This window comes from Sphingomonas sp. PL-96 (genome assembly GCF_020707215.1).
GTDB lineage: Bacteria > Pseudomonadota > Alphaproteobacteria > Sphingomonadales > Sphingomonadaceae > Sphingomonas.
The window spans coordinates 191,140-212,775 of the sequence record NZ_JAJFET010000002.1 but is presented as its reverse complement, the minus strand read 5'-3'; the positions used below and the strand labels follow the sequence as shown (position 1 = coordinate 212,775).

Here is a 21,636-nt window from a genome sequence, read left to right as displayed (position 1 = left end):
AGGCTCAGCCATACACTGGCTGACAATAAGCCGCAAAGAGCGCCTAGGATTAGACTCAACCAGGCAAGCAGAGCGGCTCCAAACAGCACTCCGGCGGTCAATACAGCTGCAACCTTGCCGGTGATTGACCACGGGCGCTGCCGAACTGCTTCTATTATCGGCATGAGAGCCAAGAGGCCTATCGCCGAGATCGGGAGAACCGCAACAGCGAAAACTGTTACTCCCGAGAACAGATCGAGGTGCACTCCTCCCGCGATAATGGTCAAGCAAAGCACCAACGTTAACGCGCCTGCGGCTAGGACAGCGGGTAAAAGGTAGTGGCGTACCATCGGACGGTCGTCGCACCGAAGTCATCAGCGATCAAGGTCCGCTTTTCGGCTCAGGAGGTAAGCCGGTTGATGATCGACTCTGGGCGATAACGGTCGATTCAGTCCGCGTGCCGTCCTGCCGCCCATCGGATCACCGCCCAGGTCGCGGCGCCGAGGTAGACAGTCGCGTACAGACCGCCGCAGGCAACTAGCGCCAGCGTTAATGCAAGCTGCATGGTCTGCGCTCCGGGAGCGCCAACGAGCCAGACGCAACCCGCTGCCAGTCCGATGAAAGCGACGGACCAGACTAGGCCGCCAAACACCCTAGCACGGCAAAGGCGGCTGCGAGCTGCTGCGATACGAGAAGCGTCCATCCCTATAGAGTAGCCTGGTGAACAAGGTCCGCAATTGGGAAGAGGCTCGATCGTCCGCGATGGCTCACATTGGGCGTTCCCTGCCGGACCGCTTTTGGGATCTCTTGCGCTGGCGAACGGCTGAGATTGATGGAAGCGGACTACGATCCGAGAGGCCGAACGAAAACTATCTCGGCCTTCTGCCACTCGGCACTTAGACGCTTGAAGCGATGAAGCTCGGCTAAACGGTCGACAACCACGAAGTGCTCGCGATCTTTGGTTCCAATTGGAACGGCACCCAACTCCGCAGCAGCTCTAAGAGCTTCCTCAACCTGCTTCGAGGGTGCCGACGCGGAGAACAGTAAGGCGTATGCTACCGGGCTCATGATGACCGACTAGCCGGACCTTAGATGTCCGCAAGCAGGCGCTTGCGCCAGCCTGACCTTACGAGCCTACGACTTCGGCGCCCGGCCTCGCGGCCGGGCACCGCGAATCAGGCGAGCAGGTCCTGCGCAAAGGCGCGCACTGCTGGTCCGACGTCCTCGCGCGACAAGGCGGTCGCGAGATTGGCCTGGAGGAAGCCGGCCTTGTCGCCGCAGTCGTAGCGCACGCCCTGGAAGGTGACGCCGTGGAACGGCTGGTTGCCGATCATCCGCGCCATCGCGTCGGTCAGCTGGATCTCGCCGCCGGCACCGGTCTCCTGCGTTTCCAGGATGCGCATCACCTCGGGCTGGAGCACATAGCGGCCGATCACCGCCAGGTTCGACGGCGCAGTCCCGGCCTTGGGCTTTTCGACCAGGCCCTTCACTTCCGTCAGCGTGCCATCGCGCGTGCCCGGCGTGATGACGCCATATTTGTCGGTCTGGTCGTCCGCGACTTCCTGCGCACAGATCAGGTTGCCGCCCACCTTGTTATACGCCTCGACCATCTGCTTGAGGCAGCCGGGTTGGCCGACCATGAAGTCGTCGGCGAGCAGCACCGCAAACGGCTCGTCGCCGACGATGTCGCGCGCGCACCAGACGGCGTGGCCCAGGCCCATCGGCTCCTGCTGGCGCACATAGGCAACGCGGCCAGGCTTCAGCCGCGTGGCGTCGAGCACCTGCAGCGACTTGCCGCGGCCGGACATGGTGGCTTCGAGTTCATAGGCGATGTCAAAATGATCTTCGATCGCCGACTTGCCGCGACCGGTGACAAAGATCATCTGCTCGATGCCCGCCTCGATCGCCTCGTCCACCGCATATTGAATCAGCGGACGGTCGACGACGGGGAGCATTTCCTTCGGCATGGCCTTGGTCGCCGGCAGGAACCGGGTGCCGAGGCCCCCGACCGGAAACACTGCCTTGCGAAGTGGCTTGATGGTCATGCTTGCTCCCTGTGATTACTTCGGCCGGACGGCCACTGGACGGTCGGGCCCCCCAGCCCATAGTCTCGCGGAATTAGCACTCCCTAAACATCCGCGATAGGAGGCTGCCATGCCACCGCACCCAAATCGACGCATTCTGGTCGTATTCGGCACACGTCCCGAAGCGATCAAGCTGTTCCCGGTCCTGCACGCCCTGTCCGCGCGGCCGGAACTGGAGGTGCGCAGCTGCGTGACTGCCCAGCATCGCGGGCTGCTCGACCAGGTACTCTCGATCGCGGGAGTGGTACCCGACATCGATCTGGATCTGATGGAGCCCGGCCAGTCGCTCGACCGGCTGACCGCCCGGCTGCTGCTGGCGCTGGGCGAAGTGATGGATCGCGAGCGGCCGGACCGGGTAATCGTGCAGGGGGACACCGCCACCGCGATGGTCGGGGCCCTGGCCGCGTACTACCGCAAGATCCCGGTGGCGCATGTCGAGGCGGGGCTCCGCTCCCGGAACATCTACCAGCCCTGGCCCGAGGAGGTGAACCGGCGGATCGTCGCGCCGATCGCCGACCTCCACTTCGCGCCGACCGAGACGGCCGCGGCTGCGCTTCGTGCAGAGACGATCGATCCTGCGACCATCCACGTCACCGGCAACACCGTGATCGACGCGCTGCACGCCACGCGCGACCGCATCGCGCGCGAGCCTGCGCTGGCGGCCGAAATCGCGCCCATCGCCGAACGCTTCGCGGGCAAGCGCATCGTCCTCGTCACCACCCACCGGCGGGAGAATTTCGGCGATGGCATGGGGGCGATCGCACGCGCGGTGGGGCGCGTTGCCGACCGGCCGGATGTGGCGGTGATCTTCCCCGTTCACCCGAACCCCAATGTGGTGGCGGCGATGGACGTGGTGCTCGGCGACCGGCCGAACGTCGCGAGGATCGCGCCGCTCGATTATCCCAACTTCATCCGCGCGCTCGAACTCGCGCAGATCGTCCTCACCGACTCCGGCGGGGTGCAGGAGGAAGCGCCGGCGCTTGGCAAGCCGGTGCTGGTGATGCGCGAGACGACCGAACGCCCGGAAGGCGTCGCGGCGGGGACGGCACGGCTGGTCGGCCCGCACGAAGATCGTATCGTTTCGGGAATCTCGGCGCTGCTCGACGACCCGCAAGCCTATGCGGCCATGGCGCGCGCGCATAACCCGTTTGGCGACGGCCGGGCATCGGCAAGGATCGCGGAGATCGTGGCACGTGGTTTCGAACACTGAAGTGAAGGTTTGCATGGTGGGTCTGGGCTATATCGGCCTGCCCACCGCCGCGGTGATCGCGCGCTCGGGCGCATCGGTGCTCGGCGTCGATATCGACCGGGACGTGGTCGAGACGGTGAACTCGGGAAAGGTCCATATCGAGGAGATCGACCTCGATGGCCTCGTCTCGGGCGTTGTCGCGCGCGGACTGCTGCGGGCCTCGACGACGATCGAGCCGGCGGACGTGTTCGTGATCGCGGTGCCGACGCCGTTCGGGCCGGAGCATGAGCCAGACATCACCTATGTGCTGGAAGCCGCGGCCGGGATCGCGGCGGTGCTGAAGGCCGGGGACACGGTGATCCTGGAGTCCACCTCCCCGATCGGGACGACCGAGCGCGTCGCTGCCCTGCTGATGGAGCGCCGGCCCGACCTCGCAATTCCGGGCCACTGCGCCGGCACCGCCGATGTTGCGATCGCCTATTGCCCGGAACGCGTGCTGCCCGGGCGGATCCTGGTCGAGCTGATCGACAACGATCGGGTCATCGGCGGTATCACGCCGCGGTGCGCGCGCAAGGCGCTGCACTTCTATCGCCGCTTCGTGCGGGGCGCCTGTGTCACCACGACTGCGCGCGCGGCGGAGATGACGAAACTCACGGAAAACGCGTTCCGTGACGTCAACATCGCCTTTGCCAACGAGCTGTCGGTGGTGGCGGACACCATGGGCATCGACGTCTGGGAGGTGATCCGCCTCGCCAACCGCCATCCGCGCGTCAACATCCTGTCGCCTGGGCCCGGCGTCGGCGGCCATTGCATCGCCGTCGACCCCTGGTTCCTGGTGCATGGCGACCCGGAGAACACCCGCCTGATCCGCACCGCGCGCGAGGTCAACGACGCCAAGATCGCCCACACCATCGCCCGTGCCGAGGCGTTGGCGGAAGCAATGCCCGAGGCGCCGATCGCGTGCCTGGGCCTGGCCTTCAAGGCGAACATCGACGATTTCCGCGAAAGCCCGGCCCTCAAGGTGGCGCTGCACCTCGCCCGCCGCTTCGGTCCACGGGTGCGAGTCGTTGAGCCTTACGCCACCTCCCTTCCCGCAGCCTTCGCGGACACAGGGGCCGAGCTAGTTGACCTGGACACGGCGCTGGAAAGCTGCCCGGCCTTCGTCGTGCTCGTCGACCACGACATCTTCCGCTCGGTGCCGCTGGAGGAGCGGGCGGACAAGCGGGTGCACGACGCCCGCGGCATTTGGCCCGATCAACCCCATATCGCGCCCAGCGACTTGCCGCTGCAGGCAGCCGTGGGGGGCGTGCACGGGCGCTGATCGGGAGGTCAGCCGGGCAGCCTGAGTTCTGTTGGATCCGAGCTGCGGACGGGCCCCTCCGTCTGGCGCGGGCAAAAAGGGTGGCGTCTGCCAGGCGGAAATCCGCGCCACCCGGAGTACGCGCGACCTGCGCAGAACCTTGCGCGTCCGATCCGCGACGCGCGCGGTGATCCGCCGTTCTCCGGCCGCTCGCTCGATCAGCGCAGTGCCGCGTCCGTCAACTTGCCGCTCCAGACCGCGGGTCGGAGGGTCGCCGGGCTAGCAATGGGGAAGCGGCCAGCGATGCACAGCCCTGGTCTTCATCGCCGGCAACTTCGATCCGCGATGGTCCTACTCGCGTCCGGCTCTGGTGCCGCTCAGAAGGCGTTGCGATGGACCAGGACGCGGAAGGTCTGGATGACGATCAGCATGTCGCGCCAGATCGTCCAGCCATGTAGATATTCGAGATCACATTGGAGGCGATTGACCAGGTCGCTCTCGTGATGGGTAGCGCCGCGATACCCCCGCACCTGCGCCAGTCCGGTAAGGCCGGGCTTGGCCGCGTGTCGGTGCCAGTAGCGGTCGTCCACCTCCCAGAACAGCTGATCCCCGGCCCGCGAACCCAAGGCGTGGGGCCGCGGCCCCACGATTGACATGGTCCCGGCCAGGACATTCACCAGTTGCGGGAGTTCGTCCAGGCTGGTGCGGCGCAGCAGCCTGCCGACGCGAGTGATGCGATCATCGTCACGCGCTGCGGAAGTATGGCCGTCGCCGTCGCAGCGTTCGACCCGCATGCTGCGGAACTTCAGCATGTGGAACATGCGATTCCCCTGGCCGATCCGACGCTGGACGAAGAACACGGGCCCGGCCGACTCAAGTCGGATCGCCAGCGCTGTCACCGCAAACAGGGGTGCAAGCAGCACGAGCGCCACCGCTGCCACCGCAACGTCGAACAGGCGCTTCATCGCTCGCTCGCCGACCCCAAGCGGTCCCTCGGCAACGATAAAGGTGCGCTCGTCGCCGAACCGCGCGATCCCAAGCGGCCCAAGGTGGGCGAGCTCGGGGATCAGTATCTCGCCCTGGACATTCGCCCCCTGGAGCGCATGGACCCACGCATCCCGACGTTCGGCCGCGCACGCGACCACGACGCGATCGGCGTTCTGCAGCGCCACCGCGAGGCGATCATACATCATGGGGTCGCGCCCCGATGGATCGAAGCCGGACGCTGCCAAAACGGTCGAAAACTCTCCCGCTCCGGTACGCGGCAAGGCGCCTCCGTCGGACAGTACAACCACGTTGTAGGGGTTGCCGCCGATGATCCGGCGGGCGTGCCGCAGGAACAATGTGCGGGCGATCGTCAGGGTGGCCAGCGTCACAATGGTGCCGGCCGCGAAGACCGCACGGGAGAAGTCGGCGCTGGCGCGCAGGTAGAAGGCGAGAAACAGGATCGTCCCGGCCGCGAACACCATTGCCCGCAACGCGCCTCCAACACCCGCGCTCCGGTTGTCGATGACGGAGACCGAATAGGCGCCGTTCTTCAGCGCAGAGACCAGGTAGATCGGCAGGATCGCCGATCCGACGACCAGCCCGTGCTCTTCCCCTCCAGGTGCGTAGGCTCCCCCTGCGGCAAGGAAGCTCACGATGATCGCCGCCACGTCGAGCGCGAGAAGATACAGCAGCAGCCGGGTCCGCAGCACGCCGCGGGAGGGTTGCCAACGCGTCGCCGGGTGACGCGTCGCGAGCAAGGATGCCGAGGGCATCGACCAGCCGTTCGCCTCTCCGCGCATCGTTCCTCCAGCCACAAGCGTGCCGGAGATATACGCAAGGAGGCTTGGTCAACTCAACCGAGATGCCGGAAAGCTTGTTCCGATTCGGCGGCACTAGGTAGTCTCCGGTGCCCCAACCGGCTCCGCCAATTGCCAAAAAGCAAAGGCCCGGCACACCGTTGCGGCATGCCGGGCCTTTGCTGAAAAGCCGGGGCTGAGCGTTAGCGGCCCGGAGCCCCCGGGATCGCGCTGCCAGGACCCGCTGGGCCACCCTGCCCGCCGCCCTGCATCATCTGCTGCATCATCTGCTGGCGCAGCACCGCTTCCGGGATGAAGTCGAGCATCTCGACGTCGAACTGCAGCGTGATCTTCGCCAGTTCCGCCGGCTCGCCGGTGAGCGGCGGCGCACCCGCCGGGCGCGGCGCGCCATAGCCCAGGTGCGGCGGGATCCAGAAGCGGTACTTCGACCCCTTCGGCATCATCTTGAGCGCCTCGGCAAAGCCCGGAACGACACCGCGAACCGGCATCGGCGTCTGCTTGTTCTCGTCAAACACGCTGCCGTCCGGACGCTTGCCGACATAGTTGATCAGCGCGACATCGTCATCGGTCGGCGTGGGGCCGGAGCCAGCCTCGATCACCTCATAGCGCAGGCCCGACGGCGTGCTCTCGCCATGGGTGGTTCCCGCCCAGGCCAGCGCGGCAGCCGCCGCAACGATCAGGGCGATCCCCAGCCAAAGCCAGACGAGATAACGACGCTTCACAGGCTGGAGCGGGACGGCGGTGACGGACATGAACGGCGATCCCGCTTTCGTCAGGCGCTCGAACCGGCGCCGGGACGGCGATGAGGAAGAAGGCACTGCCGCCGAAACGGCAGCATCCGGCACCTGCATTCAGGCGCCGGATGCAAGAAACTTACCGCGCGTTGTCGCGCTCTGCACGCTTGCGCTCGAGCTTGCGAGCGCGGCGCACGGCAGCCGCACGCTCGCGAGCGCGCTTCTCGCTCGGCTTCTCATAGTGGCGGCGAAGCTTCATCTCGCGATACACGCCTTCGCGCTGCAGCTTCTTCTTGAGCGCGCGCAGAGCCTGGTCGACGTTGTTGTCGCGGACGATGATTTGCATGAGGCCGTCTAACTCCGATTCGTTCGTGCAATAGCAAGAGATCGCCGGAGCACAGCCCGCGGCGGGATGCGCTGCCCCTACCAGCGCGAACCGCGCCATTCAACCTTTTTCCCTCGTTTCCACAACGGCGTTGCGCACGGGATAAAGGAGGCAAATCCGCAGCGTTGCCGGGGGCTTGCTCAAGCGGGGCACCACAGGCTGGCCTGTGCCAGGTGGCGGTGCGATGTTGCGCACCGGCGCCCCTGGTCAGAACAGGATCGTGTCTTCGCCGGACTTGCTGGCCACGATGCGGCCGATCGCATCGAACAACGCTTCCATTGCCACCGGCTTGAACAGCACCTCGTCCGCGCCCGCCGCAAGGCAGCGCTCGCGCAGGTCGAGCGCGGTATCGGCCGTTACGACGATCAACGGCAGGTTGCGCTTGGCATCTTCGCGGGCGCGGATGTGGCCGATCGCCTCCAGCCCGTCCATGCCGGGCATGCGCAGGTCCACCAGCACCACGTCGAAATTCTCTTCATCGATCCGGCGGAGCCCTTCCTCCGCGCGATCCGCCTCTGCCATCGTGGCGCCTGCAACGTCGAGCATGTCGCGCACGACACGACGGTTCATCGCATCGTCTTCGACAAACAGGATGTTCATCGCCCCCGGATCCCGGAGGTTGTGGTGAAGGGCGGCAGATGCAGCATGGCTCCCGAGGCTATTGCGCTATGCCGCTTGCGAAACAAGGGCGGAATTCTCCTGATTCTCGCGATTCGTCGAGAACAGCGCCTTCAGCAGATTTGCGCCGGACACCGGTTTGGCGATTACCTCGTCGATCCCTGCCGCCAAAAGGGAGGCGCGGGTGTGTTCATCGAGCTCAGGCCACAGAACGACCGTGGCCGCCCCGCTCGCTCTGGCCGCGGCGACCAGGGGTGCCACCCGCCCTGCCGTGTCCGATGGCTCCGGGCTTAGGGCCGCCTCGTCCACAACGACCCGCGCGATCCCGCCCCCGGCGAGTTCCACCAGCGCCTCGTCCACCGTCGCGGCAAAGCGCAGGTCCGGGACATGGGGCTGGAAAAGCGTCTTCATCATGCCGCGCACGATCGGGTTCCGGTCGACGACCAGCATGCCCGTGGCGCCGCCCTGCGGGGTTCCGGACGCAGCCGGTGCCGCTACTTCGACGAGCGGCAGGTCGACGGTGAAGGTAGCGCCCTCCCCCTCGGCGCTGGTGACGTGGATTTCGCCGCCCAGCGCGATGGCGAGGTTCCGGCAGATGGTAAGGCCCAGGCCCGTGCCGCCATAATGCCGCGTGGTCCCCGCATCCACCTGGCGAAAGGACTCGAAGATCTGCGCGTGCTTGTCAGGCGGGATGCCGATGCCCGTGTCGCATACCGCGATTCGCAGGCGCCGCGCTTCCGGCTCGCCAGCGCCGGACACGCGGAGGGAAACGCTGCCCTGGTGGGTGAACTTGAAGGCGTTCGACAGGAGGTTGAACACGATCTGCCGCAGTCGGCTGGGATCGCTCTCGATCCAGCGGGGAACGTCGTCGAACGCGACCGTGAACCCGATCTCCCGCGCCTGAGCCTGTGCCCTCCACAACTCAGTCGCATCCGCGATCGTTGCGCGGAGATCGACGGCGGTCACGTCGATGGTGAAGTTCCCGTTCTCCATCTTTGCCACGTCGAGGATGTCATCGACCATGCCGCGCATCCGCATGCCCGCCCCGTGCACGATGTCGACCCGCTCGCGCGTGGCAGGCTCCAGCGCGGGGTCCGCAAGCATGACCTGCGTCATGCCAAGGATGCCGTTCAGCGGCGTGCGAATCTCATGGCTGGTGGTGGCGAGGAACTCAGTCTTGGCGGCAAGCGCCTTTTCCAGCGACGCGTTGGCGACACCCAGGTCCACGTTCGCAGCCCGCGCCTCGTTGCGGCTGCGCCGTATCGTGATGAGGCCGAAGGTCAGCAGGCTGATGAGGATCGCGACAGCACCCGCAATTCCGCCGAACAGGATCTGTTGGAACTGCGTCTTTGATTGCTCGAATGCGACGTTGCGGCGCAGTTCCTCGGCCTTGAGCCGCGCGATCCGCAATTCCTGGTTCTGGAAATCGAACCGCGCCCCCATCAGCGCCGCCTTTGCGGACGTCGCGATCACGAGCGCCTGCTCGTCCAGCCGCCGCAACGCCGTCAGATGCTCGAGCGCCTTCTCCGGCTCGCCGGCTTGGCGGTAGATCTGGGCCGCGACAAGATGGTTGTCGCGCATGGCGAGAACAGTTTGCTCCGGGGAAATGCCCTCGAAGCTGCGCTCGATGAGCATCCGCGCTTTGCGGACTTCGCCCTGTTCCAGCGCCACCCGCGCCGCTACGCTGTACACCTGCGACGTAAGTTCCGGATTTTGTATGCGATTGGCCAAGCGCACGCCCTCATCGATCGTTGCGCGCGCCGATGCCACGTCGCCGGAATTTAGTTGTGCTCGTCCAAGATTGGAGAGGATCCGGGCGCGAGCTCCGAGATTGTCCAGCGGCACATTCTTCAGGGCCTGGGTGAATGCGCCCGACGCCTCCTGGAAGCGGTTCATCTCCGTCAACACGTTCCCGCGGCCATTGAAGATCGAGAGCAACAAGATCGGATCGCGGTGGGAAGCCTCCTCGGCTTCGCGGTAATACCTTAGCGCGCCCCTGTAGTCGCCGCCCTCACGATACAAGGAGGCGAGACAAGCTAGCGCAAGAGCTTGGCCACGCAGGTCCTTCGCTGTAACAAAGCGCCGGTGCGCCTGCTGGAAGTCCGCAAGTGCTGCGGAAACTCTTCCCTCCGCAGCGTTTGCGGCGCCCCGTGTGAGGAGTAGATCCCCCTCGAATTTACGATCCGTTCCCGGCCTGACCTCCTCCATAGCCAGTTCCACCAGCCGCCGCCCGCGCTCGACTTGTCCTAACCGGACTGCCGCATCGCCTTGCAGCCAGTGGGCTCGTGCTAATTCCTGAGTGTGATCGCCGTTTATTGCGCGCGCTTGCCGCTCTGCGCGCTGCGCGATGACGATAGCATCTTCGGGATTCGCCACCATCTTGGCTGCGGCGGCAGCACTCAATGTTTGAAACTGCCGAACCGCAGCATGCAGAGGTGGCGGCCGCAAAAAGATAATGCAGCCGCAAAGCGTCAACAGACCCGTGATCCACCCAGGATTATAGAGCCGTGCTCGTGCGGCGAGTGGCGTCAAATCACGCACTCTTCCACAGGCGATCGGACCTGAGGAAGGAGAACCTCGGACCGTTCAGTGCCTGGAGATGCGCCTCCTCTTCAAGAAACAGACGGAAGGCGTCGATCTCGACAGGACGGCTAATAAGGTAACCCTGGATCATGTCGCAACCCATCACGCTCAACAACGCCATTGCGGCTGGCGTCTCGACCCCTTCGGCCGTAACTTCCATGTCGAGCGCATGAGCGAGATCGATGGTTGATCGTACGATCAATGGGTCACGATTGCTGCTGGTAAGCTGCGTGACGAACAGCTTGTCGATCTTGAGCTCGCGGGCAGGCAGTTGTTTCAGATAGGCAAGGGAAGACAGACCCGCACCATAGTCGTCGATCGCGATCGCAACACCGATGCTGGCAAAGCGCTGCAAGTGTTGGATGGCACTTTGTGGGTCACGGATGACGGCCGTTTCGGTGATTTCGAAACCTAGCTTTGCGCCTTCGTCGCCCAGGATCTGACAAGCCTTTTCGACGAATGCCGCATCGGCCAGCAGCACTCCTGATATATTTACAAAGATCGGAATGTCGTGACCTGAGCGGGCCAACGCCCGCTGATCCTCAAGCACCCGCCCCAGCGTCCAGAGTGTCAGGTCGCAGATTGCGCGGCTCTGCTCAGCAGCCTGGATGAATTCGCCCGGCAAGACCAGCCCGCGGGTGGGATGGCGCCAGCGCACCAGCGCCTCGGCACTGGCCACCTGCTGCTGACGAACATGCACCTTGGGCTGATACTGGAGAAAAATCTCTCCCGCCCGGATTGCACGGGGCAGTTCATGTATGAGTTCGACGGGGTCAATCCCAGGATCGCCCTGCGCGACATCGCGCACTACGTCGCGTCCTTGCTCCCGTGCTTCTGCAAGCGCCCTCTCGGCGCCCTCATACAGCCGCACCTCATCTTTGTCGCAATTGCGTCCTGCTGCGCCGCCGATCCGGAGATGCACCTGATGAAGTTCACCGTCGAAGTCGAACGGGTGCGCAAAGCCGTCCTGCAGTCTGCAAGCCGACACCTCCGCGTCCTCCAGCCCGCCTGCTTCAAATTCCAGCAACACGAGCCGATTGGACATCGCGCGCACCCGGGCATCGGGGATTGTCACTGCGCATCGAGCCATGATTTCGCCCGCGGCAGTCTCTGCGCGTGCGACGCCAAGATGCCGGCGTAAAGTCCTGAAATTTTCGACTTCCGCCAGGAGCTGCACACGGAGTGTCTCCGGCATGGCGATCTGATTCGATGCGCCGCGCCTTATGGCCGCAGCCGCTCTTGCCGGCGTCTTCCGCGGCTCAACGCCCGAGGCGCCACTCAACGCCTTGGGAGGGCCCAAAAACAAGGCTGGTGGCAAGGGCGGGCGCGTCATGTGCCTTCCTTGGCATTCAGGCCTGAAAGTCCGGTTAATAGCGCCCCGCCGACTGGTTAAGCTTGCGTTAGGGTTAATTTGGTGTTAATACACCCACGGACCAGCAGAGGAGCCTACTATGTTGTTCGAAATCTTCGCTTTCTTCCGGAAGAGCTACGGCAGCGACATTCGCCCTTTCTAACTAAGTAGGCCGCTTGCGGCTGTTGATCGAAAAGGCCGCTCGGTATCCCCGGGCGGCCTTTTTCTGTTTGTTGATTGCAGCCAGCGCATCATGGGAGGCTCTTCGCTCGTTCCGGCAGCATCCGAGCTAATCCCGCCTTCCCAGCAGTGGCGTTCCTCCATATGTGCTGGGTTGATTGACAGGGACCGGCGCGACCGGAGCAGCCTGTGGCAGTAAGGAAGAGCACGCGATGCGCATTGTGATGATCGGATCGGGATATGTCGGGCTGGTATCGGGAGCCTGCTTCGCCGACTTCGGTCACGACGTGGTGTGCGTCGACAAGGACGAGGGCAAGATCGCCAAGCTTCGCGCTGGCGGCATCCCCATCTACGAGCCTGGGCTGGACGATCTGGTGGCGCGCAACGTCGCGGCCGGCCGCCTGTCGTTCACCACCGAACTGGCCGGCCCCGTTGCGGAGGCGGACGTGGTCTTCATCGGCGTCGGCACGCCGTCGCGCCGCGGCGATGGCCATGCAGATCTCTCCTATGTCTATGCCGCCGCGCGCGAGATTGGCGCCGCAATCCAGGGCTTCACCGTGGTCGTGACCAAGTCCACGGTTCCGGTCGGAACCGGTGACGAGGTCGAGCGCATCATTGCCGAGGTGAACCCGACCGCCGAGTTCGCGGTTGCCTCCAACCCCGAGTTCCTGCGCGAGGGTGCGGCGATCGAGGATTTCAAGCGCCCCGACCGCATCGTCGTGGGCATCGAGGACGAGCGTGCGCGCGCGCCGATGGAAGAGGTCTACCGCCCGCTGTTCCTCAACCGCTCGCCGGTGCTGTTCACCGCCCGGCGCACGAGCGAGCTGATCAAATATGCCGCCAATGCATTCCTTGCGATGAAGATCACCTTCATCAACGAGATCGCGGACCTTTGCGAAAAGGTCGGTGCCGACGTGAAGGATGTGTCGCGCGGCATCGGTCTCGACAACCGCATCGGCTCGAAGTTCCTGCACGCAGGGCCCGGCTATGGCGGCTCCTGCTTCCCCAAGGACACGCTGGCACTGGTCAAGACGGCGCAGGATTATGAGGCACCGATCCGGCTGATCGAGACCACGGTCGCGGTCAACGACACCCGCAAGCGGGCGATGGCACGCAAGGTGATCGCGGCACTGGGCGGCGACGTCCGCGGCAAGTCGATCGCGCTGCTGGGCCTCACCTTCAAGCCGAACACCGACGACATGCGCGATTCGCCTGCGCTCGCGATCGTGCAGGTGCTCGAGGACGCGGGCGCCACCGTGCGCGCCTATGATCCCGAGGGCATGGAGGCGGCGCGGGCGCTGATGCCGAATATCACCTACACCGACTCGGCTTACGCGGCGGCGGAGGGCGCCTGCGCCGTGGTGATCGCGACCGAATGGGATGCATTCCGCGCGCTTGATCTCAAGCGGCTCGACCGCATCATGGCGCAGCCGGTGCTGGTAGACCTGCGCAACATCTATCGCCCCAAAGCGGTCGAAGCGGCAGGGTTCACCTATTGCGGCGTCGGGCGCCCGGGTCATGCGAAGCCCGCGTCGGCCAGCCAGGCGGCGCCGGCAGAGGCGATGGCCGACTGATGCGGTTCCTGATCACCGGCACCGCCGGGTTCATCGGGTTCCATCTCGCGCGTCGCCTGCTGGCAGAGGGGCATAGCGTCACCGGCTTCGACGGGATGACGCGCTACTATGATGTCCGGCTGAAGCAGGCGCGCAACGCGATCCTGGCGCAGTCGGATCGGTTCCGCATGGTCGAGGGGATGCTGGAAGACCGCTCGGCGCTCTACCAGGCGGCCGAGATTGCGGAGCCGGAGGTGATTATCCACCTCGCCGCCCAGGCGGGGGTGCGCTACTCGATCGAGGCGCCGGAGACCTATGTCGACAGCAACCTCACCGGCTCCTGGGCGGTGCTGGAACTCGCCCGCGCGCTCCAGCCGCAGCATCTGCTGATGGCGTCGACGTCCTCGATCTATGGCGCGAATCCGACCGTGCCGTTCAGCGAGACGCATCGCGCCGACGAGCCGCTCAGCCTCTATGCAGCGACCAAGAAGGGCATGGAAGCGATGGCGCACAGCTATGCGCATCTGTTCGGCGTGCCGAGCACCATGTTCCGTTTCTTCACCGTCTATGGCCCGTGGGGCCGCCCGGACATGGCGCTGTTCAAGTTCAGCGACGCGATCCTGAACGACCGGCCGATCGACGTGTACGGCCATGGCCAGATGGCGCGCGACTTCACCTATATCGACGATCTGGTGGAGGCGGTGATCCGCCTCGCCGCGGTGCCGCCGCACGAGGACAATCGCGTCACCGGCGACACGGTCGTCGACACGCTGTCTCATCAGGCGCCGTTCCGCACCGTCAACATCGGCGGCGGCCAGCCGACGCCGTTGATGGACTTCATCCGCACGATCGAGGCGGCGACTGGCCGCACCGCCCGGCTCAACATGATGGAGATGCAGGCCGGCGACGTGCCCCGCACCTATGCGGACCCCAGCCTGTTGCAGGCACTCACCGGCTACACGCCGGACACGCCCATCGATCGCGGCGTGTCCGCGTTCGTCGACTGGTTCCGCGAGTGGCGCGTCCAGGCCGCCCAGGCATAGGCCAGCGCGTCAGCTGAACACGTTTTCGCCCGCGGTCGGAAGCACCACTTCCCCCGCGCGGGAACGCGCGCGGAAGTAGCGGAAGCGGCGTGTGTCCTGAGGTACCCGCTCGAACGGCAGCCAACCGAAGTCCACGTCAGGTACCGCGACAGTCCGGATGAGCGGGACAACTGTAGGCACCAGCCGCATTGCCGCGGGAAAGTCGGACAGCCCCAGAAAGCCTTGCCGCGATGGCATGCGCCGCGCCTTGCGGATAAACATCGCCTCATGCGCCTCCACGCTGTCGCGCGGTCCCGTGCGCGAGGTGAGCTCGAAATTGAAGTCCAGCGCCCATCGCGGCTCCGCAATGGCCCGCACCGCCCCGCGCGGCACTTGCAGGTCCGTCATTTGCGGCGGCGCGAGCAGGTGAATGGTGTGGATGCGCCACCGGATTGCGGGCTTCCAATGTATTCCTTCAATCAGCCCAAGGGCGGCGATCGGCGTGATGATGTCGTAGGTGACAAACGAGTCGGAAAACTCCGGACGCGGAAAGCAGGCTAAGGCACCGGAAACGAGCAGCCTGAACTGCCTGCTCGAAGAATTCAAAAGGTCCATAGGCAGAGCTTTCGATCAGCTTGCGCGTGCTTGTACAGGCCGGCTCGTTCACATCAGCAACCAGATCGGTTGAACTTGCTCGGGGAAAGACGCCGTCAAGCAGATCGTGCTCCGGGTTGGATGATGCTCAAGGTGCACAAGCGGCAATTGCACGACACTGTCTCCGAACCGGAGTTCATTTTAGATCAAAAGAAGAACACCTCCGGGGTGGGTTCTAACCATGTGCATGGAGTGCAACATGTCCTGGAAAGCAATGTTCGAAATTCGGCTTCCGCTCGTCGTCACGTTCAAACTTCAGTTGGTCTGCTCAACAACCGCAGTACCCGCTGAAAGGACGCGAACGCGATCGTGATCGTCGCAGGCGGGCGTCTGATCGCGCGGGCACCGGCGTGCCGGCTTGCGTCGCTTGTGCAGCGCAGCACCTCCCCGTACAGCCGCGCGCATGCCCGGCGACACGATCCTCAAAGGCGTCGGCCTGCGGCTGCTCGCGATCTTCTTTCTCTCGACCATGTCGGCACTGGTGAAGCTCGCCGAAACGCGCGGGGCCACGTTGATCGAGACCATGTTCTGGCGGCAGTTTTGCGCGCTGCCGGTGGTGGTCGCCTTCGTCGCGGTTGGTCCAGGCCTCGCGACACTGCGAACGACGCGGTTCCGGGCGCACTTGGGCCGGTCTGCCGTGGGCCTGATGGGCATGGTGTTCACCTTCGGCTCGGTGCTGCTGCTGCCCTTGGCGGAAGCGACCGCGTTCCAGTTCACCGTGCCGATCTTTGCCACCCTCCTGGGGGCGCTCGTCCTGCGCGAGCCGACCGGCTGGCAGCGCTGGGGTGCCGTGCTCGTCGGCTTTGCGGGCGTGCTGGTGGTGGCGCAGCCGGGCGCGGGTCATGCGGTGTCCGGCTTTGGCGCCGCAGTAGGTCTGCTCGCGGCGCTGTTCGTCGCGATCGTGGCGATCCTGCTGCGGCAGCTCGGCCGTACCGAGAACAGCGGAACGACGGTCTTCTGGTTCTCGCTCCTGTCGATCCCGCCGCTAGGCGCTGCCTACGCCTTCCATCTCGCGCCCCATGATCCGGCCACCTGGGCGATCCTGGTCGGCATCGGACTGGTCGGAGGCATGGGCCAGATCGCGCTGACTGCGGCGCTGCGCCACGCCCCGGTGTCGGTGGTGGTGCCGATGGATTACTCCGGCCTGGTGTGGGCGACGCTGTATGGCTGGGCGCTGTTCGGCGTCCTGCCGAGCGCGATGACCTGGGCGGGTGCGCCGATCATCATCGCCAGCGGGCTGTTCATCGTCTGGCGCGAGCACCGGCTGGGGCGGCAGAAGCTTGCCGCCGCCAGTGCGCTGGAGGATGCCTAGTCGCCCGCGTACGCCACCAGGCTGCGAACGGCGATGCCATCTTCGCGCAGCGCGTCCGCGCCGCCCAGGTCGGGCAGGTCGATCACAAAGGCTGCCTGGGTGACGGTGGCGCCGGCCTTGCGCAGCAGGCGTACCGCTGCCCGCGCGGTTCCGCCGGTCGCGATCAGGTCATCGACCAGCAGTACCCGTGCCCCCGGCGCGCACGCGTCGGCATGGATGGTGATGCGATCGGTGCCATACTCCAGCGCATAATCTTCGGCGATGGTGGCGCCGGGCAGCTTGCCGTCCTTGCGGATCAGCAGCACTCCTGCCCCCAGTGCCAGTGCGACCGCGGGCGCAAAGACGAAGCCGCGCGCCTCGATCCCCGCCACCAGGTCGATCGGCCCCTCGACCGCCGCGACCATCTGCTCGACGGCGAGGCGAAGCCCCTCGGCATCGAGCAGCAGGGTTGTGATGTCCCGGAACTGGATCCCGGGCTTCGGGAAGTCCGGGATAGTCCGGATGCGCCGCCGGAGGAACTCGGCGGCGCCGGTGGGTTCGTTCAATGCTTCACGCCTCGCCAGATATTGCGATACGCGCCATAGGTCAGCAGCGAGAAGATCAGCAAGAACAGGATCGTCGCCAGTCCGGCCTGATGCCGCGTCTGCAGGTTCGGCTCGGCCGTCCAGACCAGGAACGCCGACACGTCCTTGGCCATCTGGTCGATCGTTGCGCGCGTACCGTCCTGATAGGTCACCTGGTCGTTGCTGGTGAGCGGCGGCGGCATCGCGATGTTGAGGTTCGGGAAATAGGGGTTGTAGTGCAGCCCCTCCGGCGTCTTGGCGCCCGGGAACTTGTGCACCAGCTCGGCGGGCTGGTTCTGATAGCCGGTCAGCAGCGAGTAGATATACGCCGCCCCACCCTCACGTGCCTTGGTGATCAGCGACAGGTCCGGCGGGATCGCGTTGTTGTTCGCCGCACGGGCCGCGATGTCGTTCGGGAACGAGAGCGGGAAGCGGTCCGACGCGATGTTGGCGCGGGTCGCGGGCTCACCCGTTTCCGGATTGATGCTCGGCTGCTGGATCGCCCATTGGGTGGCGATCGCCTTCACCTCAGCCTCGTTATAGCCAAGGTCCTCCAGGTTGCGGAACGCGACCAGGCGGAGCGAGTGACAGGCGGCGCACACTTCCTTGTAGACCTGGAAGCCGCGCTGCAGTTGCTGCTGGTCGAAGCGGCCAAAGGGACCGTCCGATGCCAGTTTGAGCGGCTTGTGCTCGCGGTGGAATTCATGCTCGGCAGTCGGCGCCGCCGGCTCCGTCACCAGGCCATAGATGGTGGTGACGAGCGCCAGCATCAGCACGCCTGCGAAGGCCAGTCCGACCAGGATGTTCAGGTTGCGCAACGCCACCCGGAAAAGGGAAGAGATCATGGTCGAAGCCCCTTATTCGGCGGCCGCCGGCGAACCGGTCACGGCAGTTTGGCGCATGCGGGCCCCGCTCTTCCCTTCCAGCACAGCCTCGGTGATCGAGTTGGGCAGCGGGCGCGGACGCTCCAGGGCGGAGACGATCGGCACCAGCACGAGGAAGTGGAGGAAGTAATAGGCCGCCGCGATCTGGCTGGCGATGATGTAGGCCGGTTCCGCCGGCGCACCGCCGCAGAAGCCGAGCACCAGCACGTCCGCCACCAGCACCCAGAACAGCGTGCGGTACATGGGGCGGAAGTTCGCCGAACGCACGGGCGAACGGTCGAGCCACGGCAGGAAGAACAGCAGCAGGATCGAGCCGAACATCGCCAGCACGCCCCACAGCTTCGCCGGGATGATGAAGTCCACGGTGAAGGCGCGCAGGATCGCGTAGAAGGGCCAGAAATACCATTCGGGCACGATGTGCGCAGGGGTCGAGAGCGGGTTTGCCGGGATATAGTTGTCGGCATGGCCCAGGTAATTGGGCGCAAAGAACAGCAGCGCGGCAAAGATGATCAGGAACACGCCCAGGCCGAAGCCGTCCTTGGCGGTGTAATAGGGGTGGAACGGCACCGTGTCCTGCTCGGCCTTCACCTCCACGCCGGTCGGGTTGCCCGAGCCCGGGATGTGTAGCGCCCAGATGTGGAGGATGATGACCCCAAGGATCACGAACGGCAGCAGATAGTGGAGCGAGAAGAAGCGGTTGAGCGCCGCGTTGTCCGGCGCATAGCCGCCCAGCAGCCAGATGCGGATCGTCTCGCCGATCCCGGGGATTGCCGAGAAGAAGCCGGTGATGACCTGCGCGCCCCAGAAGCTCATCTGACCCCAGGGGAGCACATAGCCCATGAAGGCGGTCGCCATCAGCAGCAGGAAGATGACGACGCCCAACAGCCACACCATCTCGCGCGGCGCCTTGTACGAGCCGTAATAGAGCCCGCGGAAGATGTGGATGTAGACCACCGCCAGGAACATCGACGCGCCGTTCGCATGCGCATAGCGCAGGAACCAGCCGGCGTTCACGTCGCGCATGATCGATTCAACCGAATCGAACGCGACCTGGCCGTTGGCCGCGTAATGCATGGCGAGAACGATGCCGGTCACGATCTGGATCATCAGGGCGGCGCCCGCCATGATGCCGAAGTTCCAGAAATAGTTGAGGTTGCGCGGCACGGGATAGCCGCCGCCGATCGCGTTGTAGACGAAGCGCGGCAGCGGCAGGCGGCTGTCCACCCACTGCATCAGCGGGTGCTTTGGCGCATAATGCTGGGCCCAGGGAAAGCTCATCGCGTGTCTCTCCTCAGCCGACCAGGATCGTGGTGTCGGACGTGAACGAATAGTCGGGAACCGCCAGGTTCAGCGGTGCCGGCCCCTGCCGGATGCGGCCGGCCGTGTCATAGGCCGAGCCATGGCACGGGCAGAAATAGCCGCCGAACGGCCCCTTGTTCTCGCCCTCGCCGGCGCCCAGCGGCACGCAGCCCAGGTGGGTGCACACGCCCAGCGTCACCAGCCAGTTGGCCTTGCCCTCCTTGGTCCGCTCAGCAAGCGACTGCGGGTCGCGCAGGTCCGACAGCGGCACCTTGTTGGCGGCCTCGATCTCCTGCGGGGTAAGGTTGCGGACAAACAGCGGCTGCTTGCGGAACGACGCCTTGATCGCCTGCCCCGGCTCGATCGCCGAAAGGTCCAGCTCGGTCGTCGACTGCGCCAGCACGTCGGCCGAAGGGCTCATCTGGTTGATGAGCGGCAAGGCGATCACACCCACGCCCACCCCTGCAAATGCCACTGCGCCAATGGATAGATAATCGCGTCGGCGGGGATTCTCGATGACATCTTCGTGCGAGCCGGTCGCTCCGCCGGGGGGAACCTCGTCTATTGTCGCCATGCGCTATTTGCCCCTGCACCCAAACCATTCGGCGCGAACGCGCCTCAGAGAATTACAGGCAGCCTTGCCATCTATTCGGCTGCGTCAAGTGGCCTTGAACTCCGGCGCCTGCGCAACGTGATAGACGTGGGGGTGTGACTTTGCCAACTGCCCCCAAGCTACTGCCTGCGTGCCGCCCCTACACGGCTTTGTTGCGCAAGAGTTTGAGGCAGGGCAAAGCCGTGCAGTGCGAATTGCAATGTTTCAGCCCGACATCGCAGGAAACGTCGGCACGGTGCTTCGGCTCGGCGCCTGCATGGGCGTGGGCGTCGACCTGATCGAGCCGATGGGCTTTCCGTGGAGCGATCGGGCGCTGGCGCGGGCCGGCATGGACTATGCCGCGCAGGCGTCCGTGGTACGCCACGTCGACTGGGAGGCGTTCCACGCTGCGCTTCCCGGCCGGCTGGTGTTGCTCACCACCCGCGGCGCCGTTCCCCTGCCGCAGGCGCGATTCGAACCCGGCGACACGCTGCTGCTCGGCTCCGAGGGATCGGGCGTGCCGGCCGAAGTCCGTGCTGCGGCGGACCTGGCGGTCGCCATCCCGATGCGCCCGGCCATGCGCTCGCTCAACGTCGCCGTCTCGGCCGCGCTGGTGCTGGGCGAAGCTCTGCGCCAGACCCATGGCTGGCCGACCGGCGCCTGACACTCTCGACTTCGCAAGCCCCGCGAAGCTAAGCGGTTCCCATGGAACCCCTCGACCCCCAACAGCTTGCCGCGCGAACCTGGTTCGAGAGCTTGCGCGACCGCATCTGTGCCGAGTTCGAGGCGATCGAGCGCGAGGCCGGGTCGAGCGCAGTGTTCGACTACAGCCCGTGGGACCGGGTCGATTCGGCCGGCGGTCACGGCGGCGGCGGCGTCCGCGGGCTGATGAAGGGCCGCGTGTTCGAGAAGGTCGGCGTCAACGTCTCGACGGTCGCGGGAACGCTGGAGGGCGGCTTTGCCCAGTCGATCCACGGCGCGGGCGAGAACCCGGCTTTTTTCGCGACGGGCATCAGCCTGGTTGCGCACATGGCCAATCCGCACGTGCCGGCCGTGCACATGAACACCCGCTTCCTGGTCACCACCAAGCGCTGGTTCGGCGGCGGCGCCGACCTCAACCCGCCGATCCCCTATGCGGAGGACACCGCCGCCTTTCACGCGACGCTGGCAGCAGCGTGCGATGCCCATGACCCGGCCTATTACCCGCGCTTCAAGCAATGGGCCGACGACTATTTCTTCATCCCCCACCGCAACGTCCATCGTGGCGTCGGCGGCATCTTCTTCGACCATCTGGAGGGGGATTTCGACGCGAACTTCGCCTTCACCCGCGACGTGGGCGAAGCGTTTCTGGCCGCCTATCCGCCGCTGGTCCGCCGGCGCATGCACCAGCCGTTCGAGGAGGCCGACACGCGGCGCCAGTTGGAATGGCGCGGGCGCTATGCCGAGTTCAACCTGGTGTGCGATCGCGGCACGCTGTTCGGCCTGAAGACCGGCGGCAACATCGACGCGATCCTGATGAGCCTGCCGCCGATGGCGAGCTGGAGCTGAG

The 21,636-nt window shown here is 65.4% G+C and carries 19 protein-coding genes; 7 read left to right on the top strand and 12 right to left on the bottom strand.

All coding sequences use genetic code 11. From position 1 onward, the window contains the following. Positions 1 to 1,154: 1,154 nt before the first annotated feature. Positions 1,155 to 2,024 carry a UTP--glucose-1-phosphate uridylyltransferase GalU gene (gene galU / locus LK533_RS06465; protein WP_229361960.1) on the bottom strand — a complete coding sequence of 290 codons (870 nt, stop codon included), beginning with the start codon at positions 2,022 to 2,024 and terminating at the stop codon, positions 1,155 to 1,157. A 109-nt stretch (positions 2,025 to 2,133) separates the two neighbouring features. On the opposite strand from galU, the gene wecB reads away from it, so the two are divergent. Both wecB and wecC read left to right on the top strand, forming a co-directional pair. Beyond that, positions 2,134 to 3,273 (top strand): non-hydrolyzing UDP-N-acetylglucosamine 2-epimerase, encoded by a 1,140-nt coding sequence (gene wecB / locus LK533_RS06460; protein ID WP_229361959.1) that lies wholly within the window; start codon positions 2,134 to 2,136, stop codon positions 3,271 to 3,273. 13 nt (positions 3,274 to 3,286) lie between these two features. Beyond that, the gene (wecC, locus tag LK533_RS06455) at positions 3,287 to 4,573 is read left to right on the top strand and encodes a UDP-N-acetyl-D-mannosamine dehydrogenase (RefSeq protein WP_229361958.1); all 1,287 of its coding nucleotides are present in this window, start codon (positions 3,287 to 3,289) and stop codon (positions 4,571 to 4,573) included. A gap of 356 nt (positions 4,574 to 4,929) precedes the next feature. Here wecC and LK533_RS06450 read toward each other — a convergent pair whose 3' ends face one another. The 6 genes from LK533_RS06450 to LK533_RS06425 form a co-directional block, all read right to left on the bottom strand. Next, on the bottom strand, positions 4,930 to 6,339 hold the full coding sequence (locus tag LK533_RS06450; RefSeq protein WP_229361957.1) for an exopolysaccharide biosynthesis polyprenyl glycosylphosphotransferase: 1,410 nt from the start codon (positions 6,337 to 6,339) through the stop codon (positions 4,930 to 4,932). Between the two features lie 200 nt (positions 6,340 to 6,539). Beyond that, a complete protein-coding gene (locus LK533_RS06445) occupies positions 6,540 to 7,109 on the bottom strand; it encodes an FKBP-type peptidyl-prolyl cis-trans isomerase (protein WP_229361956.1) in 570 nt (189 codons plus the stop codon). A gap of 121 nt (positions 7,110 to 7,230) precedes the next feature. Further along, entirely contained in the window at positions 7,231 to 7,437 is a 207-nt protein-coding gene (gene rpsU, locus LK533_RS06440) for a 30S ribosomal protein S21 (RefSeq protein ID WP_125961043.1), read from the bottom strand. 246 nt (positions 7,438 to 7,683) lie between these two features. Next, positions 7,684 to 8,076: a response regulator gene (locus LK533_RS06435; protein ID WP_229361955.1), complete on the bottom strand. Its 393-nt coding sequence runs from the start codon at positions 8,074 to 8,076 to the stop codon at positions 7,684 to 7,686. A gap of 66 nt (positions 8,077 to 8,142) precedes the next feature. Then, positions 8,143 to 10,626, bottom strand: coding sequence for an ATP-binding protein (locus tag LK533_RS06430; protein ID WP_229361954.1), 2,484 nt, complete (start codon positions 10,624 to 10,626; stop codon positions 8,143 to 8,145). Position 10,627: 1 nt separating this feature from the next. Continuing rightward, the gene (locus LK533_RS06425) at positions 10,628 to 12,010 is read right to left on the bottom strand and encodes a GGDEF domain-containing phosphodiesterase (RefSeq protein ID WP_229361953.1); all 1,383 of its coding nucleotides are present in this window, start codon (positions 12,008 to 12,010) and stop codon (positions 10,628 to 10,630) included. Between the two features lie 410 nt (positions 12,011 to 12,420). On the opposite strand from LK533_RS06425, the gene LK533_RS06420 reads away from it, so the two are divergent. Further along, positions 12,421 to 13,782 carry a UDP-glucose dehydrogenase family protein gene (locus LK533_RS06420; RefSeq protein WP_229361952.1) on the top strand — a complete coding sequence of 454 codons (1,362 nt, stop codon included), beginning with the start codon at positions 12,421 to 12,423 and terminating at the stop codon, positions 13,780 to 13,782. Further along, the gene (locus LK533_RS06415; RefSeq protein WP_229361951.1) at positions 13,782 to 14,804 is read left to right on the top strand and encodes an NAD-dependent epimerase; all 1,023 of its coding nucleotides are present in this window, start codon (positions 13,782 to 13,784) and stop codon (positions 14,802 to 14,804) included. Before LK533_RS06420 ends, LK533_RS06415 begins: the two co-directional genes overlap by 1 nt. A gap of 9 nt (positions 14,805 to 14,813) precedes the next feature. On the opposite strand, the gene cas5 is transcribed toward LK533_RS06415, so the two are convergent. Continuing rightward, positions 14,814 to 15,398 (bottom strand): CRISPR-associated protein Cas5, encoded by a 585-nt coding sequence (cas5, locus tag LK533_RS06410; protein WP_229361950.1) that lies wholly within the window; start codon positions 15,396 to 15,398, stop codon positions 14,814 to 14,816. A 442-nt stretch (positions 15,399 to 15,840) separates the two neighbouring features. Between cas5 and LK533_RS06405 the strand changes: the two genes are divergently transcribed. Beyond that, the gene (locus LK533_RS06405; RefSeq protein ID WP_229361949.1) at positions 15,841 to 16,749 is read left to right on the top strand and encodes a DMT family transporter; all 909 of its coding nucleotides are present in this window, start codon (positions 15,841 to 15,843) and stop codon (positions 16,747 to 16,749) included. On the opposite strand, the gene LK533_RS06400 is transcribed toward LK533_RS06405, so the two are convergent. The 4 genes from LK533_RS06400 to petA are packed head-to-tail and all read right to left on the bottom strand — an operon-like array spanning position 16,746 to position 20,069. Further along, positions 16,746 to 17,294: an adenine phosphoribosyltransferase gene (locus tag LK533_RS06400; protein ID WP_229361948.1), complete on the bottom strand. Its 549-nt coding sequence runs from the start codon at positions 17,292 to 17,294 to the stop codon at positions 16,746 to 16,748. The genes LK533_RS06405 and LK533_RS06400 overlap by 4 nt on opposite strands. Next, a complete protein-coding gene (locus LK533_RS06395) occupies positions 17,291 to 18,157 on the bottom strand; it encodes a cytochrome c1 (RefSeq protein WP_229361947.1) in 867 nt (288 codons plus the stop codon). The genes LK533_RS06400 and LK533_RS06395 overlap by 4 nt, the downstream gene beginning before the upstream one ends. A gap of 12 nt (positions 18,158 to 18,169) precedes the next feature. Next, complete coding sequence (locus LK533_RS06390; protein ID WP_229361946.1) at positions 18,170 to 19,474, bottom strand: cytochrome b; 1,305 nt, start codon at positions 19,472 to 19,474, stop codon at positions 18,170 to 18,172. 13 nt (positions 19,475 to 19,487) lie between these two features. Beyond that, positions 19,488 to 20,069 (bottom strand): ubiquinol-cytochrome c reductase iron-sulfur subunit, encoded by a 582-nt coding sequence (gene petA / locus LK533_RS06385; protein ID WP_229361945.1) that lies wholly within the window; start codon positions 20,067 to 20,069, stop codon positions 19,488 to 19,490. Positions 20,070 to 20,295: 226 nt separating this feature from the next. Between petA and LK533_RS06380 the strand changes: the two genes are divergently transcribed. Next, positions 20,296 to 20,751, top strand: a complete 456-nt coding sequence (locus LK533_RS06380) for a tRNA (cytidine(34)-2'-O)-methyltransferase (protein WP_229361944.1) — start codon at positions 20,296 to 20,298, stop codon at positions 20,749 to 20,751. A 41-nt stretch (positions 20,752 to 20,792) separates the two neighbouring features. Next, on the top strand, positions 20,793 to 21,635 hold the full coding sequence (gene hemF, locus LK533_RS06375) for an oxygen-dependent coproporphyrinogen oxidase (protein ID WP_229361943.1): 843 nt from the start codon (positions 20,793 to 20,795) through the stop codon (positions 21,633 to 21,635). Position 21,636: the final 1 nt, after the last annotated feature.

Coding starts and splice junctions, on each gene's coding strand:
- LK533_RS06395 (WP_229361947.1), bottom strand. CDS start 18,157: ATGATCTCTTCCCTTTTCCGGGTGGCGTTGCGCAACCTGAACATCCTG.
- LK533_RS06390 (WP_229361946.1), bottom strand. CDS start 19,474: ATGAGCTTTCCCTGGGCCCAGCATTATGCGCCAAAGCACCCGCTGATG.
- cas5 (WP_229361950.1), bottom strand. CDS start 15,398: ATGGACCTTTTGAATTCTTCGAGCAGGCAGTTCAGGCTGCTCGTTTCC.
- petA (WP_229361945.1), bottom strand. CDS start 20,069: ATGGCGACAATAGACGAGGTTCCCCCCGGCGGAGCGACCGGCTCGCAC.
- LK533_RS06445 (WP_229361956.1), bottom strand. CDS start 7,109: ATGTCCGTCACCGCCGTCCCGCTCCAGCCTGTGAAGCGTCGTTATCTC.
- wecB (WP_229361959.1), top strand. CDS start 2,134: ATGCCACCGCACCCAAATCGACGCATTCTGGTCGTATTCGGCACACGT.
- LK533_RS06415 (WP_229361951.1), top strand. CDS start 13,782: ATGCGGTTCCTGATCACCGGCACCGCCGGGTTCATCGGGTTCCATCTC.
- LK533_RS06425 (WP_229361953.1), bottom strand. CDS start 12,010: ATGACGCGCCCGCCCTTGCCACCAGCCTTGTTTTTGGGCCCTCCCAAG.
- LK533_RS06450 (WP_229361957.1), bottom strand. CDS start 6,339: ATGCGCGGAGAGGCGAACGGCTGGTCGATGCCCTCGGCATCCTTGCTC.
- rpsU (WP_125961043.1), bottom strand. CDS start 7,437: ATGCAAATCATCGTCCGCGACAACAACGTCGACCAGGCTCTGCGCGCG.
- LK533_RS06435 (WP_229361955.1), bottom strand. CDS start 8,076: ATGAACATCCTGTTTGTCGAAGACGATGCGATGAACCGTCGTGTCGTG.
- LK533_RS06420 (WP_229361952.1), top strand. CDS start 12,421: ATGCGCATTGTGATGATCGGATCGGGATATGTCGGGCTGGTATCGGGA.
- LK533_RS06405 (WP_229361949.1), top strand. CDS start 15,841: ATGCCCGGCGACACGATCCTCAAAGGCGTCGGCCTGCGGCTGCTCGCG.
- hemF (WP_229361943.1), top strand. CDS start 20,793: ATGGAACCCCTCGACCCCCAACAGCTTGCCGCGCGAACCTGGTTCGAG.
- wecC (WP_229361958.1), top strand. CDS start 3,287: ATGGTGGGTCTGGGCTATATCGGCCTGCCCACCGCCGCGGTGATCGCG.
- galU (WP_229361960.1), bottom strand. CDS start 2,024: ATGACCATCAAGCCACTTCGCAAGGCAGTGTTTCCGGTCGGGGGCCTC.